This is a genomic window from Mesoterricola sediminis, from assembly GCF_030295425.1.
Lineage (GTDB): Bacteria > Acidobacteriota > Holophagae > Holophagales > Holophagaceae > Mesoterricola > Mesoterricola sediminis.
Map to the genome: position 1 here is coordinate 2,336,201 of NZ_AP027081.1, position 16,386 is coordinate 2,352,586.

The window sequence follows — 16,386 nt, forward strand, 5'->3', positions numbered from 1 at the left end:
TGTGGGGGGCTACTGGATGACGCCGAGCTCGCGCCCGACCTTGGCGAAGGCGGCGATGGCCACGTCCAGGTCCGCGCGGGAGTGGGCGGCGGACATCTGGGTGCGGATGCGGGCCTGGCCCTTGGGCACGACGGGGAAGAAGAACCCGGTGACGTAGACGCCCTCGTCCAGGAGCCTGGACGCGAACTGCTGGGCCAGCGGGGCATCGTAGAACATGACGGGGATGATGGGGTGCTCGCCGGGCAGGAGCTTGAAGCCCAGCTTCGTCATCTCGGTGCGGAAGTGGAGGGCGTTCTCCTTCAGCTGCCGCCGGAGGCCGTCGCCGCCCTTGAGCAGCTCGAGGACCTTGAGGCTGGTGGCGGTGATGGAGGGGGCCAGGGTGTTGCTGAAGAGGTAGGGGCGGCTCTTCTGGCGCAGCCAGCCGATGACCTCGCTGGAGCTGGACACGTAGCCGCCCGAGGCGCCGCCCAGGGCCTTGCCCAGGGTGCCGGTGATGATGTCGACGCGGCCCATGACGCCGTGGTGCTCGTGGGTGCCCCTGCCCTTCTCGCCGACGAAGCCCACCGCGTGGCTGTCGTCCACCATCACCATGGCGCCGTGCTTCTCGGCCAGGTCGCAGATGGCGGGGAGGTTGGCCAGGTAGCCGTCCATGCTGAACACGCCGTCGGTGACGATGAGCTTGAAGCGGCAGTGGGCGGCGGCCTTCAGCTGGGCCTCGAGGTCGGCCATGTCGCTGTTGGCGTAGCGGAAGCGCTGGGCCTTGCAGAGGCGGACGCCGTCGATGATGGAGGCGTGGTTGAGGGCGTCGGAGATGATGGCGTCCTCCTCGCCCAGGAGGGGCTCGAAGACGCCGCCGTTGGCGTCGAAGCAGCTGGAGTAGAGCTGGGTGTCCTCCATGCCGAGGAAGTCGCTGATGGCGGCCTCCAGCTCCTTGTGGATGTCCTGGGTGCCGCAGATGAACCGGACGCTCGAGAGCCCGAAGCCGCGGCGGCCGAGGGCCTCCTGCGCGGCCTTGACCAGCTCGGGGTGGTTGGCCAGACCCAGGTAGTTGTTGGCGCAAAGGTTGATCACCTTCTTGCCGTTGGCCTCGACCCAGGCGCCCTGGGGGGAGGTCATGATCCGCTCGGTCTTGTAGAGCCCCTGCTCCTTGAGCTTGGCGGTCTCCTCGATGAGGAAGGTCTTGAACGCGTTGTTCACGGGTCACCTCTTTTCCCGGCCATTATAGGCCCGGAGGTTCGTGAGCCTTGTCACGAACCCGGGTTATAATCGCCCTCAAAAGGTGAGACGATGCGCATCCCCGCCGCCCTTCCAGCCCTGGTCCCCGCCCTTGTCCTCGCCCTGGCCTGCGGGCCCGCGAGGCTGTCCCGCCGGGAGGCCGAGAGCGACATCCGGAAGGACTACCCCGTCCAGGTGACGGTCACGGTCCCCGAGTCCGCCTCCGCCATCAAGGGCTCCCCCGAGCACGCCAGGCTCGTGGCGATCCAGGAGGCCGTGGCCGGCCCCGGCCTCTTCACCGTGGCCCGCACGCCCGAGGGGGACCGGGAACGGTTCGCCTTCAAGCCCGGCCCCTCCGCCCCCAGGGAGCTCCGGACCGGCCCCAAGGGCTTCGAGCTCCCCGCCGCCGAGGCCGACTTCGACCGCGCCCTCCGCATCGAGTACCGGGGCGGCGAGGCCCGGGTCACCTACCAGATCCGCCTGGTCCGGCCCACCCGCCACTTCGGGCTCTTCCAGGTCCTCCACCCCGGGGTCCGGGCCGGCGAGACCAAGGAACGGCACGCCGCGTACCGCAAGGACGGCCGCAGCTGGATCCTCCAGGGCACCGACGAGACCCTCCGCAAGGGGCAGTGAGGGCCCGATTGGGTTATCCTCGGAGGGACGGACACAGGTCTTTTCCCGGGAGCCCCCATGCACCATGAACGCGTCGCCATCCTCGACTTCGGCTCCCAGTACACGCGCCTGATCACCCGGCGCCTCCGGGAACTGGGCGCCTTCGGCCTCGTGTACGCCCCGGGCGCCACCGCCGAGGAGATCGGCGGGCCCGACCTCAAGGGCGTCATCCTCTCCGGCGGGCCCAACTCGGTCATGGAGGCCGGCGCCCCGGACATCGACCCCGCCATCCTCGCCCTCGGGGTGCCCGTGCTGGGCATCTGCTACGGGCAGCAGCTCCTGGCCCGGAACCTGGGGGGCGTCATCCACCGCTCCGCCCGCCGGGAGTACGGCAAGGCCCTCATCCGGCTCACGGACCCCGAGAGCCTCCTCTTCGACGGGCTGGATCCCGAGCAGCAGGTGTGGATGAGCCACGGCGACCACGTGGAGAAGGCCCCCGCGGGCTTCCGGGTCACCGCCCACACCCGGGGGGTCCCCGTCGCCGCCATGGAGGACCGCGCCCGCCGCATCGTGTGCATCCAGTTCCACCCCGAGGTCACCCACACGGCCCACGGGTCCCGGATCCTCCTCAACTTCCTGCACCTGTGCGGCATGAAGCTGGACTGGAACGCCGGGCACTTCATCGAGGAGAAGGTCAAGGACATCCGCCGCCAGGTGGGCAAGGGCCGGGTGGTCCTGGGCCTGTCCGGGGGCGTGGACTCCAGCGTGGCCGCCCTCCTCCTCCACAAGGCCATCGGCCGCCAGCTCACCTGCGTCTTCGTGGACACGGGCGTCATGCGCAAGGACGAGATGGCCCAGGTGCAGGAGGCCTTCTCGCCCTTCGACATGCAGGTGCGGTGGGTGGACGCCGGGCGGGACTTCCTGTCGGCCCTGGAGGGCGTCTCCGATCCGGAGCAGAAGCGGAAGATCATCGGCCGCACCTTCATCGAGGTCTTCGACCGGGAGGCCGCCCAGGTCCAGGCCGACTTCCTCGCCCAGGGCACCCTCTACCCCGACGTCATCGAGAGTTCGGGCGTGGGCGGGGCGGTGCTCGTGAAGTCCCACCACAACGTGGGCGGCCTGCCGGACGTCATGAAGCTCAAGCTCGTGGAGCCCCTGCGGGAACTCTTCAAGGACGAGGTGCGCCGCACCGGCCTGGCCCTGGGCCTGCCCGAGGACATGGTCTGGCGCCACCCCTTCCCCGGCCCGGGCCTGGCGGTGCGCATCCCCGGCTGTGTGACCGCCGATCGCGTGCAGATCCTCCAGGAGGCGGACGCCATCTTCATCCAGGAGCTCAAGGCCGCCGGCTGGTACCGCACGACGAGCCAGTGCTTCGCCGTCCTCCTTCCCGTCCAGACGGTCGGCATCATGGGGGACGAGCGCACCTACGAGAACATGTGCGCCCTGCGGGCCGTCACCAGCGAGGACTTCATGACCGCCGACTGGGCCCGGCTCCCCCACGAGCTCCTGGAGAAGGTGGCCCAGCGCATCGTGAACGAGGTCAAGGGCATCAACCGGGTGGTCTTCGACATCACCAGCAAGCCCCCGGCGACCATCGAATACGAATAGAAGGCGGCCTCCGGCCTCCGAATCCCTTGCCTGCGGCTGAACGTCCGGGCAGGCTATGGCATCCCATAGCTGGGGAGGACGCCATGGACGGACTGAAGCAGGTGGTGCTGGCGGGGGGAACCGGCCTGGTGGGCCGCCATTTGCGCGCCGCCCTGGCGGCGGCCGGCACGCGGGTGACCCTTCTGACCCGGAACCCGGCGGCGACGCCGGGCGCCGTCGGGTGGGACGCCCTGCCCGGCGTGCTGGAGGGGGCGGACGCCGTCATCAACCTGGCCGGCGAAGGCATCGCGGACCAGCGCTGGTCCCCCGACCGCAAGCGGGCGCTCATCGACAGCCGGGTGGATTCCACCCGGCGGATCACCGCCGCCCTGGCCCAGGCCGCCGCCCCGCCCCCCGTCCTGGTGAACGCCAGCGCCACGGGCTTCTACGGCAACCGGGACGACCGGCCCGTGGACGAGTCCGCCCCTTCGGGCACCGGCTTCCTGGCCGAGGTGTGCCGCGCCTGGGAGGCCGCCGCCGACACCGCCCCCGCCGGGGTGCGGGTGGTGAAGCTGCGCATCGGCGTCGTCCTCGCCCGGGACGGGGGCGCCCTGTCCAAGATGGCCCTGCCGGTGCGGCTCTTCCAGGGCGCGAAGCTGGGCGACGGCCGCCAGGGCCTCAGCTGGATCCACATCGACGACCTGGTGGCCATGGTCCTGGAGGCGGCCCGGAATCCCGCCTGGGCCGGCGCCGTGAACGCCGTGGCCCCCGCGCCCCTCTCCAACGAGGCCTTCACCCGCGCCCTGGCCCGCACGCTCCACCGCCCCGTGCTCCCCGTGCCGGCCTTCCTGACCCGGGCGGCGGTGAAGCTGCTGGTGGGCGAGATGGCGGACGAGATGCTCCTGGGCGGCGTCCACGTGGTCCCCGCCCGGGCCCAGGCCCTGGGCTTCACCTTCCGCTACCCCCACGTGGACGCGGCCCTGCCGGGCCTGCTCACCTGATCAGGCCTTCTGCTTGGCCCGCTCGGACAGCTTCCGGCTGAAGATCGCCAGGCTGGCGTAGAGTTCCACGTTCTCGACGATGATGTCCTCGGGCAGCGTCAGGGTGATCGGCGCGAAGTTCCAGATCGCCCGGATGCCCGCGCCCACCATCACCTCCGCGATGTGCTGGGCGCGGTCTGCGGGGATGGTCAGGATGCCGATGGTGATGTGGAGCCGCCGGATGGCCTCGTCCAGCTTCTCGACGGGAAAGACGGGCACGCCGTGGATCTTCTTCCCCACCTTGGCGGGGTGGGCGTCGAAGGCGGCCGTGATGCGGATGCCGGCCCGGTCGAAACCCGAGTAGCCCAGGAGGGCGGACCCCAGGTTGCCGGCCCCGACCAGGCACGCGTCCGAGGACGTGTTCCAGTTGAGGAAGGTCTCGATGGACGCCAGCAGGTCCGCCACCCGGTGCCCCACCTTGGGCTTGCCCTGGCTCCCCGTGGCCGCGAGATCCTTGCGGACCTGGGTGTGGTGGATGCCCAGGTCCTCGGCCATCTGGGTGGCCGAGACGATCTCCTGGCCCTCCATGTGGATCCGCTGGAGGTAGTGATAGTACTTCGGCAACCGACGCAGGGTTGGGGTGGGAACCGCAGAGGCTGGCATGGATTTTCTCCGGGAGGGAGTATACCTCCAATGACTAGGCAATTTCAGCTTTCAGAAAATGAGGACCCGCATCCGTGATCCGCACGTTGACCAATTCACCAAAGGGAAGGCGCCGGCCCTCGCCGGCGGCCAGGTGCACGTTCTTCCATTCGCCGGTCCGGGCGAGCCAATGCCCGCCCTCCACCGCGCCGCGGCTTTCCACCCGGGCGGGGACCGTGCGCCCGACCATCCGGCGGTTGCTGGCCAGGGTCAGCTCGACCTGGCGCGCCTGGAGGCGGGCCAGCCGGTCGGACTTCTCCTGGGCCGGCAGATCGTCCTGGAGGCGCAGGGCGGGCGTCCCCGGGCGGGGGGAGTAGATGAAGCTGAAGGAGGCGTCGTAGCGCACCCGCTCCAGGAGGGCCATCGTCGCCTCGAAATCCGCCTCGGTCTCCCCGGGGAAGCCCACGATGAAGTCGGTGGAGAGGCAGAGGCGGTCCCGGCCCGCCTCCAGGTAGCCCAGGCGCTCCAGGTACTGGTCGATGGTGTATTCGCGGCGCATGCGCCGGAGCACCGCGTCGCTCCCGCTCTGGACGGGGAGGTGGAGGAAGGGCGCGACCTTGGGGTTCGTCACCAGCGTGCGGGCCAGTTCCCGGGTGAAGTTCATGGGGTGGCTCGTCGTGAAGCGGATCCATTCCAGGCCGTCCACCTCGGCGACCCGGTCCAGGAGCTGGGCGAAGGTGCACCCGCCCATGTAGCTGTTCACGTTCTGGCCCAGGAGCTCCACCTCCCGGTAGCCCATCTCCACCAGGTCCCGGACCTCGGCCACCACGTCCTTCCAGGGGCGGTGCCGCTCGGGTCCGCGGGTGGTGGGCACGACGCAGTAGGTGCAGGCGTGGTTGCAGCCCTCGATGATGGTGACCAGGGCCTTGGCCGTGCTGTGCCGGAGGGCCGTCTCCGGCGGGAAGAGGTGGTTGTCGGGGTATTCGCCCGTGTCGATGACCCGGGTCCGGCCGGCCCGGGCCTCCTCCACCAGCCGCGGCAGCTGCTGGATGGCCATGGTCCCCATCACGAAGTCGATCTGGGGGGCCCGCCGGAAGAGCCCCTCCTTCTCCTGCTGGGCCAGGCAGCCCGTGACGCCCACCAGGAGGGGCCGGCGCAGCTTCTCCTCCCGGAGCCGGCCCAGTTCGGAATAGACCTTGTTGACGGCCTTCTCCCGGATGGAGCACGTATTGAGGATCACAACATCCGCGTCGCCGACGCCGGCGGCCGCTTCGAATCCTTCCTTGGCCAGGAGCCCCGCCAGCTTTTCGCTGTCGTGGTCGTTCATCTGGCAGCCCCAGGTCTCGATCAGATACTTCATGCTTCGTTCACCGCAAAGCGACAGTGTATCAACAAGCCGCCCCGTCCCTCCGGCCGAATACGCAGGAACAGCCTTCCCCGCGGCCGGCAGGACCCCGCCGGTGCCCGAAGGCGCCCGTTCAGGACCGCGCGAACACGGCCAGGAGGCAGCCCGCGGCCGTAATGACGGCGAGCCCCGCGACCAGCACCAGGCTCTGGCGCGCGCGGACCCGGGCCAGGTCGGTCCGCCCGTGGGCCAGCGGCAGGCCCACGGCGAGCGCGAGGAGGAGGACCAGCAGGAGGCCGGTACCCAGCATGAAGCCGTCCAGCCAGCCTCCCCCCTTCCGCAGGAGGCCCTGGGCGAGGGCCGCCTGGCTTCTCAGGAAGAGGGCCGCCGCGGCCAGGTCCACGAGGATCCAGGCGCTCCGGGAGCGCCAGGCGATCCCCAGCAGATGGCCCGCCAGCAGCACCGGCAGGGCCAGGACGCCGGAGAGGCCCAGGAGGCCCAGGCCGTGGCCCCAGGGCAGGCTGCCCCCGAGGAGGGCCGGCGCGAGCACCACCGCGCCGCCGCCGATGGCGAGGAGCCAGGCGCCCAGGAGCCGCCCCGCGACGAGGGCGCCGAGGCCCACCGGCTGGGCCAGATCGAAGCTGAAGCGCCGGTCGCCCAGGTCGCCGGGGATGCCCCGGAAGGCCAGGAACCCGGCCACCGCGAACACGCAGCCCAGGTGCGCCGCCACGACGGCCGCGAGGGCCGTCCCCTCCGGCGCGCCGCCGCGCAGGTGGCGCAGCCAGGGCCAGGCCCAGGCCATCGCGGCCGTGAAGGCCGCCCCCGCCCACACCAGGCGGTTCTCCCGCAGTTCGCGTCCCGTGAACGCCAGCGTCTTCATGCCGCACCTCCAGCCGTGAGGGCCAGGAACAGGGTCTCCAGGTCCGCCCCGCCGGCCCAGGCGGGGTCGAGGCCGGCCGCGGCCCAGGCCCCGGCGTCGAAGGCGGCCACCGTGGCCTCCAGGCCCAGCGGTCCCCGGACCACCTGGCTGGCCCCGAAGGGAGCCAGGCGCGCGGGATCCAGGCCGGCCGGGCCCCGGACGCGCCGGAACCGGGCCTTCAGGTCCTCCAGGGCCGCCTGGGCCTGGACCCGCCCGTCCTGCAGGACGGCGATCCGGTCCGCCAGCCCCTCCACCCCCGGCAGGTCATGGGTCGCCATGACCACGGTGGTCCCCCGGTCGGCGAGGTCCCCCAGGACCTCCCCGAAGAAGGCCTTCCGGGCGACCGGATCCAGCCCCTGGGTGGGATCGTCCAGCACCAGGACGGCGGGATCGCCGCCCAGGGCCAGGGCCAGGGCGCCCTGGGCCCGCTGCCCCCGGGACAGGTCCCCGAAGGGCCGCGCCGGGTCGATGGCCATGCGCTCCAGCCGGGCCAGGACCCCGGCGCCATTCCAGGCGGGCCGGAGCCGGCCGCAGAAGGTCGAGAGCTCGCGCAGGGACAGGCCCGGGGGCGCGTCGGGGGTCTCGGGGACGAAGCCCACCCGGGCCAGGGCCGCGACCCGGTCCCGCCCGGGATCCAGGCCCAGGAGGCGCACCGCGCCGGCCCGCGCCGGCAGCAGGCCCAGGAGGCCCTGCAGCAGGGTGGACTTCCCCGCCCCGTTCCGGCCCAGGAGGGCCAGGAAGCCCCCGGCGGGCACCTCCAGGGAAGCCGCGTGGACCACCACGCGGCGGCCGTAGCCCAGGGTCAAGCCTTCGCAGGTGATCGCGCTCATGCCTCGCCTCCCTTCCCGTCCAATCGCTGCCACGCCTCGGCCAGGGCCACCTGGACCTCGGCCAGGCCGAAGCCCAGGTGGCGGCCCAGGGCCGCGAAGCCCGCCGCCCCCTCCTCCAGGAGCGCCCCCCGTTCCCGGCGCCGGCCGTCCGGGTCCGCCTGGACGAAGGTGCCCTCCCCGCGCCGCACGGCCAGGAGCCCGGCCTCCACCAGGTGCTGGTAGGCCTTGGCCACCGTGGCCGGGTTCACGGCCAGGTCCCGGGCCAGGTCCCGCACCGAGGGGACCGGGTCCCCCGTCCCCAGGGCGCCCGCGGCCACCAGGCGCCGCATGCCCGCCTCGATCTGCTTCCAGATGGGCACCGCGGACGCGGGATCCACCTGCAATGCGCTTCGCATGATGACCTCGTGTATCAGTGTAGTAATACACTAAGTCATCCCTGGCCCCTGTCAAGCCCCCTCGTCCGGCGCAAAAAAAAACGGGGCCCCTCGCGGGGCCCCGTTCCTGGCGTACCGTCCCGGTCGGGATCAGTACATGTCCTCCATGCCGCCCATGCCGGGGGCGCCGCCCATGGGAGCGGCCTTCTTCTCTTCGGGGATCTCGCACACGATGGCTTCGGTGGTGAGCATCATGGCGGCCACGGACGAGGCGTTGCGCAGGGCGCTCTTGGTCACCTTGGCGGGGTCGATGACGCCGAAGGCCACCATGTCGCCGAATTCGCCGGTGGCGGCGTTGAAGCCGAAGTTGCCCTTCTCCTCCTTGACGCGGTTGACGATGACGCTGCCTTCCACGCCGGCGTTGTTGGCGATCTGGCGGAGGGGCTCCTCCAGGGCCTTCTGGACGATGGCGACGCCCGTGGCCTGGTCGCCAATCGCCTTGACGGCGGCCAGCTTGGGCAGGGCGCGGAGCAGCGCGACGCCGCCGCCGGCCACGATGCCGTCCTCGACGGCGGCCTTGGTGGCGTGCATGGCGTCCTCGACGCGGGCCTTCTTCTCCTTCATCTCGGTCTCGCTGGCCGCGCCGACCTTGATGACGGCGACGCCGCCCACGAGCTTGGCCAGGCGCTCCTGCAGCTTCTCCTTGTCGTAGTCGCTGGTGGAGATCTCGATCTGGGCGCGGATCTGCTTCACGCGGCCCTGGATGGCGTCGGTGGCGCCGGCGCCCTCGATGATCGTGGTGTTCTCCTTGTCGATGACGATCTTCTTGGCGGTGCCGAGGTCGGCCAGCTGGAGGTTCTCGAGCTTGAGGCCGAGGTCCTCGGTGATGGCCTTGCCGCCGGTGAGGATGGCGATGTCCTCGAGCATGGCCTTGCGGCGGTCGCCGAAGCCGGGGGCCTTGACGGCGGCGATGTTCAGGGTGCCGCGGATCTTGTTGACCACGAGGGTGGCCAGGGCCTCGCCGTCGACGTCCTCGGCGATGATCAGCAGGGGGCGGCGGCTGTTGACGACCTGCTCCAGGAGGGGCAGGAGGTCGCGCATGTTGGAGATCTTCTTCTCGTAGATGAGGACGAGGGGGCTCTCCAGCTCGACCTTCATCTGGTCGGGGTTGGTGACGAAGTAGGGGCTGAGGTAGCCGCGGTCGAACTGCATGCCCTCGACCACGTTCAGCTCGGTGTCGCGGCCCTTGGCCTCCTCGACGGTGATGACGCCGTCCTTGCCGACCTTGGCCATGGCCTCGGCGATGATCTTGCCGATCTCCTCGTCGCCGTTGGCGGAGATGGAGCCGACCTGGGCGATCGCGTTGCCCTCGACGGGCTTCTTGATCTCGTCGATGGCGGCCACGACGGTGTCGACGGCGAGGTCGATGCCCTTCTTGATCTCCATGGTGTTGGCGCCGCTCACGACGGCCTTGATGCCTTCCTTGTAGATGGCGCGGGCCAGCACGGTGGCGGTGGTGGTGCCGTCGCCGGCGATGTCGGAGGTCTTGGAGGCGACCTCACGCACCAGGGAGGCGCCCATGTTCTCGTGCTTGTCCTTGAGCTCGATCTCCTTGGCGACGGTGACGCCGTCCTTGGTCATGAGCGGGGAGCCGAACTTCTTCTCGATGAGGACGTTGCGGCCCTTGGGGCCGAGGGTCACCTGGACGGCGTCGGCGAGCTTGTTGACGCCGCGCAGAATGGCCTGACGGGCTTCCTCGGCGTAGATGATGGACTTGGCGGTCATTGTGTCTTCTCCTGGATGGTGGGTTCGATGGTTAGCCGACGATCGCGAGGATCTCGTCCTCACGCACGATCACGTGGTCCTCGCCCTCGATCTTCACCTCGGTGCCGGTGTACTTGCCGATGAGGACCTTGTTGCCCACCTTCACGCTCATGGGCATGCGCTTGCCGTCCTCGGCGAACTTGCCCTCGCCGACGGCGACGACCTCGGCCTCCATGGGCTTCTCCTTGGCGGTGTCGGGGATGATGATGCCGCCCTTGACGGTCTCGGCGGGTTCGCAGCGCTTGAGCAGGACGCGATCGTAGAGGGGCTTGATTGCCATGATTGGCCTCCGATGGAAGGGTCCCGGGGGTCCCCGGGGCTGTTAGCACTTACTATCAGCGAGTGCTAATCTAGCACCCCTCGTTCCCGTGTCAAGGGGATTTTCGACATTTCTGAGCAACATGGACTAAGGTTTTATTAGGCATCGATCATACCATTTGACCGGAACGAGACCGGGCGCAGGCCCCTTCCATGGCGCTAGACTGGAGGGATGAACGAACTCCCCCTCCTGATCGAACTCCAGGGCGTGCACGACGGATTGCGCGTCATTCACCGGGACCTCTCGGACTTTCCGCCGGAACTGGCGGCGCTCGATACGGAATTGAAGACCCTGGCCAAGAAACTGGAAGAGGCGGGCAAGGCCCTCGCCTCCGCCCAGGGGCAGCAGACCACCCTGACGGCCAACTTGGCCTCGGCCCAGAAACTGGAGGACCAGAGCAAGGCGGCCCTCAAGGAAACCCGCCACAAGGTCCAGTTCACGGCCGCGATCCGGGAACTGGACGAGCGCCAGCGCCAGAAGGCGGCCGTCGCTCGCCCGCTGAAGGAGGCCGAGACCCGGGCCGGGACCCTGGAAAAGGCCATCGAGGAGATGGAGGCCCGCCGGATCCAGGCCCAGGCCCAGTTCGACGAGCTCCACCGCATCTTCCTCTCCGGGCACGAGAACCAGGTGGAGGCGGAACGCCGTCTCCTCGCCCGCAAGGAGGAGCTCCGCCAGGCCCTCCCCGCCGCCACGGTGACCCGCTTCGACCGGCTCATCCAGCATCGCCAGGGCCGGGCCGTGGTCACCCTCGAGAAGGGCAACTGCGGCGGCTGCAACACCCGCCTCCGGACCCCCCTCATCGCCCAGCTGCGCGAAGAGAAGCACATCATCTGCGAATCCTGCCAGCGGATCATCCACGATCCCCAGCGCCCGTGAACCCCCTCGCCGCCCGCGTCGCCCGCCTTCGGGCCCGTATCCAGCGGGCCTGCGAGGCCTGCGGCCGCGACCCCGGGGAGGTCGAGCTGCTGCCGGTGTCCAAGCGCCAGCCCGCGTCCCTCGTGCGGGAGGCCATGGACCTGGGTTTCTCGCGCTTCGGTGAGAACTACGTCCAGGAAGGCGTCCTCAAGGCCCAGGACCTGCCCGGGGCCGCCATGGTGCTCATCGGGCCCCTGCAGCGGAACAAGGCCAGGCCGGCCCTGGCGGCCTTCCAGGAACTGATGACGGTGGACCGCCCCGAGCTGGCCCTCCGCCTCCGCCACCTGGCCGCCGAACTCGACCTGGTCCGCCCCGTGTGGCTCCAGGTGGACCTCTGGGGCGAGGCCACCAAGGTCGGCGGCGCCGCGGGCGAGGCCCTGGACGCCGTCCTCGCCGCCCTCGAGGGCGATCCCCGGCTCCCGGTCCGCGGACTCATGGCCATCCCGCCCCCGGAGGATCCGGAGGCCTTCCGGGCCATGGCGCGCCTGCGGGAGGAGCTCCGCCAGCGCACGGGGCTCGCCCTCCGCCTGTCCATGGGCATGTCGGGGGACCTGGAGGAGGCGATCCGCGCCGGCACCGACCAGGTCCGCATCGGGACGGCCTTCTTCGGCACCCGCCAGGCCCCCCTCGTTTCCGAATAGGCCCTGACCGTTTTTTTTGTCAAAAATTCACAGTCCTTGTCCTATCCTTCCGGTATAGCCTTGGGCCATATCATCCAGCCAGGCAGGAGCCCCCGATGGATTTCTGGAAAACGCTGAGCATCAGGAAGAAGCTGATCTACTCCATCATCGCCCTCACGGCGCTCCTGGCCCTGGCCAGCAGCGCCATCTCCGGCTGGATGATGCACGCCACCCAGAGCGACGCCATGTGGACCAAGGGCCACAGCCTGTCGGCGGTCCTCGCCGAGGCGGCCACGTCCTCCTACCTCTCCGACGACCTGGGCACCACCACGGGCGCCTCGGAGCGCGCCCTGGAGTTCGTCAAGGAGGACAAGGACGTCAGCATCGCCGCCATCGTCTCCGTGGACCAGGCCACCAAGGCCGCCACGGTGAAGTACCAGAAGCGCTTCCGGGCCGACGCCAAGGTCGACACCGCGGCCCTGGCCGAACCCCTGGGCAAGGGCTCCGACAAGTACGAGAAGAACGGCTTCATGATCGTCGCCTCGCCCCTGGGCAACGAGGCCCAGGACGCGACCCGGAAGGTCTACCAGCTCCTCGTCCTCAACACCGAGGGCATCTCCAAGGAGAACACCAAGAGCACCCTCGTCGCCCTGGTCCTGCTCGCCGTGATGGTGGGCCTCGGCTTCGTGGCCAGCCAGTTCCTCGGCAACGCCATCGTCAGCCCCCTGGAGACGATCCAGCACCGCATGCGCGACATCTCCGAGGGCGAGGGGGACCTCACGGCCCGCCTCGACGTCGACGGCACCGACGAGATCGCCCAGCTCTCCGTGAACTTCAACCGGTTCGTGGAGAACATCCAGGGCATCGTCCAGCAGGTGATCGCCATCAGCACCAACATCGCAAGCGGGTCCCTGCAGATGACCGCGGGCATGACCGAGATGGCCTCCACCGCCGACGCCATCGCCCACACCGCCGAGAACCAGAAGTCCAGCGTCCGCCAGGCCAACGACAGCGTCGGCACCATCGCCAACTCCTCCAAGGTGATCTACGCCACGGTCAGCGACGCCCTCAGCGTCTTCGACCAGGCCCAGGAGGCCGCCGGCAAGGGCGGCACGGCCGTGGGCGCCGCCGTCAGCGGCATGCAGGTCATCAACCAGAACTCCAAGCAGATCGGCAACATCCTCAACGTCATCACCGAGATCGCCAACCAGACCAACCTCCTCTCCCTCAACGCCGCCATCGAGGCCGCCAAGGCCGGCGAGCACGGCAAGGGCTTCGCGGTGGTCGCCGAGGAGGTCCGCAAGCTGGCCGAGCGCTCCGCCCAGGCCGCCAAGGAGATCACGGCCCTGATCCTCACCTCCAGCAAGAGCATCGACGACGGCACCTCCATGGTGAACACCGCGGGCGCCGCCCTGAAGAGCATCGAGGAGGCCATCCGGGCCAGCGCCGAGCGCATGAAGACCATCGGCAGCCAGAGCCAGACCCAGAGCCAGGACAGCACCACGGTCGTGTCGGCCATGGGCAGCCTGTCCAGCATCGCCGAGGGCAACGCCGCCGCCACCGAGGAGATGGCCGCCACCATCCGCGAGACCACGCGCACGGTCAACGAGCTCAGCCACCTGGCCGAGACCCTCAACAACCTGGTGAGCCGCTTCAAGGTCTGAGCGCGGTCCACCCCGTACGCGGTAAGGCCGGCGTCCCGCCGGCCTTACCGCGTACGGGGGGCCCGGCCCGCCTCAGAGCAGCTTGATGAGGGGCATGGCCTTCCCGTCCGAGATCACCTTCACGCCCGTGCCCGAGACCAGCTTGACGCTGGGGTAGTCGGAGGAGCGGGAGCCGCTGATCTCGACCACCGCCGTCCCGGACCCGCCCCGGAGCTGGAGCTGGACCTTGTAGGACACGACGAAGCCCGTGATCTCCCCGTACCAGACATCCTGATTCTTGAGCGAGGCCGTGGATTTCGTGGAGTAGGTGTCGTGGGCGCCGGTGGCGTCGACCCGCCAGGTCGGGTTGAGCCGGGCCTTGGGCGCGCTCGCGGGGTTCTTGCGGGCGGACCAGGTATAGGCGTCGTAGAAGCTGACGGTGGAACCGTCCTTGCACTGGTAGAAGCTGGCCCCGAACGTCTTGTTCTGGGGGGCCTCGAACCTCACCACATGGGTTCCGGCCATCAGGGCCGCGGAACCGGCGAGCAAGGCGAAGGCGGGCCGAAGGCCCGGCAGGAGGCGGCGCATGGGAACCTCGAAGAAGGCAGGCCGCCGGCGGACCCGGGACCTGGGGTGGCGCACTCCCCGGAACGGGGGGATGGGTGCCCCAAGTATTAATTAATTATTACGCCTGTCAACCCGCGACCCGGGCTCAGCGGGCGTGGGAGGTGAAGCCCGCCATGATCGGGTGGTGCAGGGACAGGCCGCTGAGGACCTTGCCCCCGGGCCCCTGGGGGCTCTCCAGGCAGGTCCACAGGATGGCCTTGGCCACCTGGCTGGCCTGGATGGGGGCGTAGCGCCAGAGGGTGCGGCTCTGGGGCGCCAGGAGCTTGGCGGCGAAGAGGTAGGGCCGGGCCAGGAAAAGGGCGGCGAGGCGCTCGCCCAGGCGGAATTCCTCCCGCTTCCCCAGCAGGAGGGAGGGCCGCACGATCAGGTAGGGCAGCCCGCTGTCCACCAGCGCCCGCTCGGCCTCGGCCTTGGTCTGCAGGTAGAGGCCCCGGGGCCGGTTGGCCCCCGCGCTGGACACCAGGGCGAAGGTGGGCCGGTGCTCCAGCTCGGCCAGGCGCTGCACGAGGGCCTGGGGGATGGCCAGGTCCACCTCCCGGAAGGCTTCGGGGGAACCGGCCTTGCGCAGGGTGGTGCCGATGGCGCACACGAGGAGATCGCAGGGGATGTCCGCGCCCAGCCGGGCCAGGTCCGCCGGCGAGCGGAAATCGAAGGCCGCTTCCCGGATCCGCCCGGACAGGCCCCCCAGGGCGCCGGGGCGGCGCACGAGGGCCGTGACCTCCACATCCTCACGCCCGTCCAGTTGCTTCAGGATTTCCCGTCCGACCAGGCCCGTGGACCCGGCGACGACCACCTGCTTCATTCACTTGCCTCCTTGGAAATGGCGAGGAGCAGCCCCAGGCTGGCCAGGCTCGCGACCAGGCTGGAGGTCCCGTAGCTGATGAAGGGGAGCGGAATGCCCTTGTTGGGGGCGAGGCTCAGCACCACGCTCAGGTTCATGAGCGCCTGGAGGACCAGGAGGAGCGTGAACCCCATCGCGCAGAGCTTCAGGAAGCTGTCCCGCACCCGGCGCGCCACCCGGTAGCCCCGCCACAGGATCCCGACGAACAGGGCCAGGACGAGGACGCTGCCGATGAGGCCCGCCTCCTCGGAGATCACCGCGTAGATGAAGTCGGTGTGGGCCTCGGGCAGGTAGTTGAGCTTCTGCATGCTCGCGCCCAGACCCACGCCGGTGATGCCCCCGTTGCCCACGGCGATGAGGCTCTGGAGGGCCTGGTGACCCTTGCCCAGGGGATCGGCCTCGGGGTTGAGGAAGCTGAGGACGCGGGCCCGCCGGTAGGGCTCGAACCACACGAAGGCGAAGCCCACCGCCCCCAGGGCCGGGGCGGCCACGGCGAAGATCCAGCTGGCGGCGCCGCCCAGGAAGGTGACGAGGAGCACCACGGACAGGATGAGGAACGTGGTCCCGAAGTCGGGCTCCCGCAGGATCAGGGCCAGGGGGACCACCATGATGGCGAAGAGGGTGACGAGCTTGGGCACGGACTCCCGGCCCTTGTTCCACACGTCCCGGTGGCGCACCATCCACCACGCGGTGATGAGCACGGCCAGGGGCTTGAAGAGCTCCGAGGGCTGCAGGGAGGCCCGGCCGTAGCGCATCCACCGGTGGGCGTGGTTCTTGGCCGGGAAGAAGAAGACGGCCACCAGGAGCAGCAGGATGAGCACGTAGAGCACCTGGAGGGCGCGGGGGTTCTCCTTGATGACGAGGAGGTCGGTCTGGGAGAGGGCCAGCATGATGGCCACGCCCACGAAGCCCCCCACCAGCTGGTTCACGAGGAAGGTGGCCGCGGCGCTGTGGTTCTTGAAGGCCGAGGCGGAGAACACCCAGACCATGCCGACGGCCATAAGGGCCAGCGCGAAGAAGAGCAGAAGGCGGTCGATGGGTCTGCGGACGTCTGGACTCACGGCGCTCCAGGGGGACGAAACCCCCATTCTAG

At 69.9% G+C, this 16,386-nt stretch carries 17 protein-coding genes; 6 read left to right on the forward strand and 11 right to left on the reverse strand.

Annotated elements, in window-relative coordinates; translation table 11 throughout:
• Window positions 1-9: 9 nt before the first annotated feature.
• Window positions 10-1,197 (reverse strand): glycine C-acetyltransferase, encoded by a 1,188-nt coding sequence (locus R2J75_RS10330; protein WP_316410081.1) that lies wholly within the window; start codon window positions 1,195-1,197, stop codon window positions 10-12.
• Window positions 1,198-1,287: 90 nt separating this feature from the next.
• Here R2J75_RS10330 and R2J75_RS10335 point away from each other — a divergent pair, with 90 nt between their 5' ends.
• From R2J75_RS10335 to R2J75_RS10345, 3 genes are all read left to right on the forward strand, one after another.
• On the forward strand, window positions 1,288-1,848 hold the full coding sequence (locus R2J75_RS10335) for a hypothetical protein (protein WP_316410082.1): 561 nt from the start codon (window positions 1,288-1,290) through the stop codon (window positions 1,846-1,848).
• A 57-nt stretch (window positions 1,849-1,905) separates the two neighbouring features.
• Window positions 1,906-3,435 (forward strand): glutamine-hydrolyzing GMP synthase, encoded by a 1,530-nt coding sequence (gene guaA / locus R2J75_RS10340; RefSeq protein ID WP_243330383.1) that lies wholly within the window; start codon window positions 1,906-1,908, stop codon window positions 3,433-3,435.
• Window positions 3,436-3,518: 83 nt separating this feature from the next.
• Window positions 3,519-4,415, forward strand: a complete 897-nt coding sequence (locus R2J75_RS10345; RefSeq protein ID WP_243330387.1) for a TIGR01777 family oxidoreductase — start codon at window positions 3,519-3,521, stop codon at window positions 4,413-4,415.
• Here the strand turns inward: R2J75_RS10345 and R2J75_RS10350 are convergent, their stop codons facing one another.
• The 7 genes from R2J75_RS10350 to R2J75_RS10380 form a co-directional block, all read right to left on the reverse strand.
• Complete coding sequence (locus tag R2J75_RS10350) at window positions 4,416-5,057, reverse strand: redox-sensing transcriptional repressor Rex (RefSeq protein WP_243330392.1); 642 nt, start codon at window positions 5,055-5,057, stop codon at window positions 4,416-4,418.
• 34 nt (window positions 5,058-5,091) lie between these two features.
• Window positions 5,092-6,396, reverse strand: coding sequence for a tRNA (N6-isopentenyl adenosine(37)-C2)-methylthiotransferase MiaB (gene miaB, locus R2J75_RS10355; protein ID WP_316410083.1), 1,305 nt, complete (start codon window positions 6,394-6,396; stop codon window positions 5,092-5,094).
• A gap of 118 nt (window positions 6,397-6,514) precedes the next feature.
• Window positions 6,515-7,261, reverse strand: coding sequence for a hypothetical protein (locus R2J75_RS10360; protein ID WP_243330396.1), 747 nt, complete (start codon window positions 7,259-7,261; stop codon window positions 6,515-6,517).
• Complete coding sequence (locus tag R2J75_RS10365) at window positions 7,258-8,130, reverse strand: ABC transporter ATP-binding protein (protein ID WP_243330398.1); 873 nt, start codon at window positions 8,128-8,130, stop codon at window positions 7,258-7,260. Before R2J75_RS10365 ends, R2J75_RS10360 begins: the two co-directional genes overlap by 4 nt.
• Window positions 8,127-8,525 (reverse strand): GntR family transcriptional regulator, encoded by a 399-nt coding sequence (locus R2J75_RS10370; RefSeq protein ID WP_243330401.1) that lies wholly within the window; start codon window positions 8,523-8,525, stop codon window positions 8,127-8,129. The genes R2J75_RS10365 and R2J75_RS10370 overlap by 4 nt, the downstream gene beginning before the upstream one ends.
• 129 nt (window positions 8,526-8,654) lie before the next feature.
• Entirely contained in the window at window positions 8,655-10,289 is a 1,635-nt protein-coding gene (groL, locus tag R2J75_RS10375; RefSeq protein WP_243330403.1) for a chaperonin GroEL, read from the reverse strand.
• Window positions 10,290-10,320: 31 nt separating this feature from the next.
• Window positions 10,321-10,608, reverse strand: coding sequence for a co-chaperone GroES (locus R2J75_RS10380; protein ID WP_243330404.1), 288 nt, complete (start codon window positions 10,606-10,608; stop codon window positions 10,321-10,323).
• Window positions 10,609-10,818: 210 nt separating this feature from the next.
• On the opposite strand from R2J75_RS10380, the gene R2J75_RS10385 reads away from it, so the two are divergent.
• From R2J75_RS10385 to R2J75_RS10395, 3 genes are all read left to right on the forward strand, one after another.
• Window positions 10,819-11,523, forward strand: a complete 705-nt coding sequence (locus R2J75_RS10385; protein WP_243330407.1) for a zinc ribbon domain-containing protein — start codon at window positions 10,819-10,821, stop codon at window positions 11,521-11,523.
• Complete coding sequence (locus R2J75_RS10390; protein ID WP_316410084.1) at window positions 11,520-12,203, forward strand: YggS family pyridoxal phosphate-dependent enzyme; 684 nt, start codon at window positions 11,520-11,522, stop codon at window positions 12,201-12,203. The genes R2J75_RS10385 and R2J75_RS10390 overlap by 4 nt, the downstream gene beginning before the upstream one ends.
• Window positions 12,204-12,298: 95 nt before the next feature.
• Entirely contained in the window at window positions 12,299-13,846 is a 1,548-nt protein-coding gene (locus tag R2J75_RS10395) for a methyl-accepting chemotaxis protein (RefSeq protein ID WP_243330411.1), read from the forward strand.
• Between the two features lie 72 nt (window positions 13,847-13,918).
• On the opposite strand, the gene R2J75_RS10400 is transcribed toward R2J75_RS10395, so the two are convergent.
• The 3 genes from R2J75_RS10400 to ftsW form a co-directional block, all read right to left on the reverse strand.
• On the reverse strand, window positions 13,919-14,413 hold the full coding sequence (locus R2J75_RS10400) for a hypothetical protein (RefSeq protein ID WP_316410085.1): 495 nt from the start codon (window positions 14,411-14,413) through the stop codon (window positions 13,919-13,921).
• A 124-nt stretch (window positions 14,414-14,537) separates the two neighbouring features.
• Complete coding sequence (locus tag R2J75_RS10405; protein ID WP_243330416.1) at window positions 14,538-15,254, reverse strand: NAD(P)H-binding protein; 717 nt, start codon at window positions 15,252-15,254, stop codon at window positions 14,538-14,540.
• A complete protein-coding gene (ftsW, locus tag R2J75_RS10410; RefSeq protein ID WP_243330418.1) occupies window positions 15,251-16,354 on the reverse strand; it encodes a putative lipid II flippase FtsW in 1,104 nt (367 codons plus the stop codon). Before ftsW ends, R2J75_RS10405 begins: the two co-directional genes overlap by 4 nt.
• Window positions 16,355-16,386 lie beyond the last annotated feature (32 nt).

Bases quoted from the DNA above. Each gene is read 5' to 3' on its own strand.
- R2J75_RS10335 (WP_316410082.1), top strand. From the start codon at position 1,288: ATGCGCATCCCCGCCGCCCTTCCAGCCCTGGTCCCCGCCCTTGTCCTC.
- guaA (WP_243330383.1), top strand. From the start codon at position 1,906: ATGCACCATGAACGCGTCGCCATCCTCGACTTCGGCTCCCAGTACACG.
- R2J75_RS10345 (WP_243330387.1), top strand. From the start codon at position 3,519: ATGGACGGACTGAAGCAGGTGGTGCTGGCGGGGGGAACCGGCCTGGTG.
- R2J75_RS10350 (WP_243330392.1), bottom strand. From the start codon at position 5,057: ATGCCAGCCTCTGCGGTTCCCACCCCAACCCTGCGTCGGTTGCCGAAG.
- miaB (WP_316410083.1), bottom strand. From the start codon at position 6,396: ATGAAGTATCTGATCGAGACCTGGGGCTGCCAGATGAACGACCACGAC.
- R2J75_RS10360 (WP_243330396.1), bottom strand. From the start codon at position 7,261: ATGAAGACGCTGGCGTTCACGGGACGCGAACTGCGGGAGAACCGCCTG.
- R2J75_RS10365 (WP_243330398.1), bottom strand. From the start codon at position 8,130: ATGAGCGCGATCACCTGCGAAGGCTTGACCCTGGGCTACGGCCGCCGC.
- R2J75_RS10370 (WP_243330401.1), bottom strand. From the start codon at position 8,525: ATGCGAAGCGCATTGCAGGTGGATCCCGCGTCCGCGGTGCCCATCTGG.
- groL (WP_243330403.1), bottom strand. From the start codon at position 10,289: ATGACCGCCAAGTCCATCATCTACGCCGAGGAAGCCCGTCAGGCCATT.
- R2J75_RS10380 (WP_243330404.1), bottom strand. From the start codon at position 10,608: ATGGCAATCAAGCCCCTCTACGATCGCGTCCTGCTCAAGCGCTGCGAA.
- R2J75_RS10385 (WP_243330407.1), top strand. From the start codon at position 10,819: ATGAACGAACTCCCCCTCCTGATCGAACTCCAGGGCGTGCACGACGGA.
- R2J75_RS10395 (WP_243330411.1), top strand. From the start codon at position 12,299: ATGGATTTCTGGAAAACGCTGAGCATCAGGAAGAAGCTGATCTACTCC.
- R2J75_RS10400 (WP_316410085.1), bottom strand. From the start codon at position 14,413: ATGCGCCGCCTCCTGCCGGGCCTTCGGCCCGCCTTCGCCTTGCTCGCC.
- R2J75_RS10405 (WP_243330416.1), bottom strand. From the start codon at position 15,254: ATGAAGCAGGTGGTCGTCGCCGGGTCCACGGGCCTGGTCGGACGGGAA.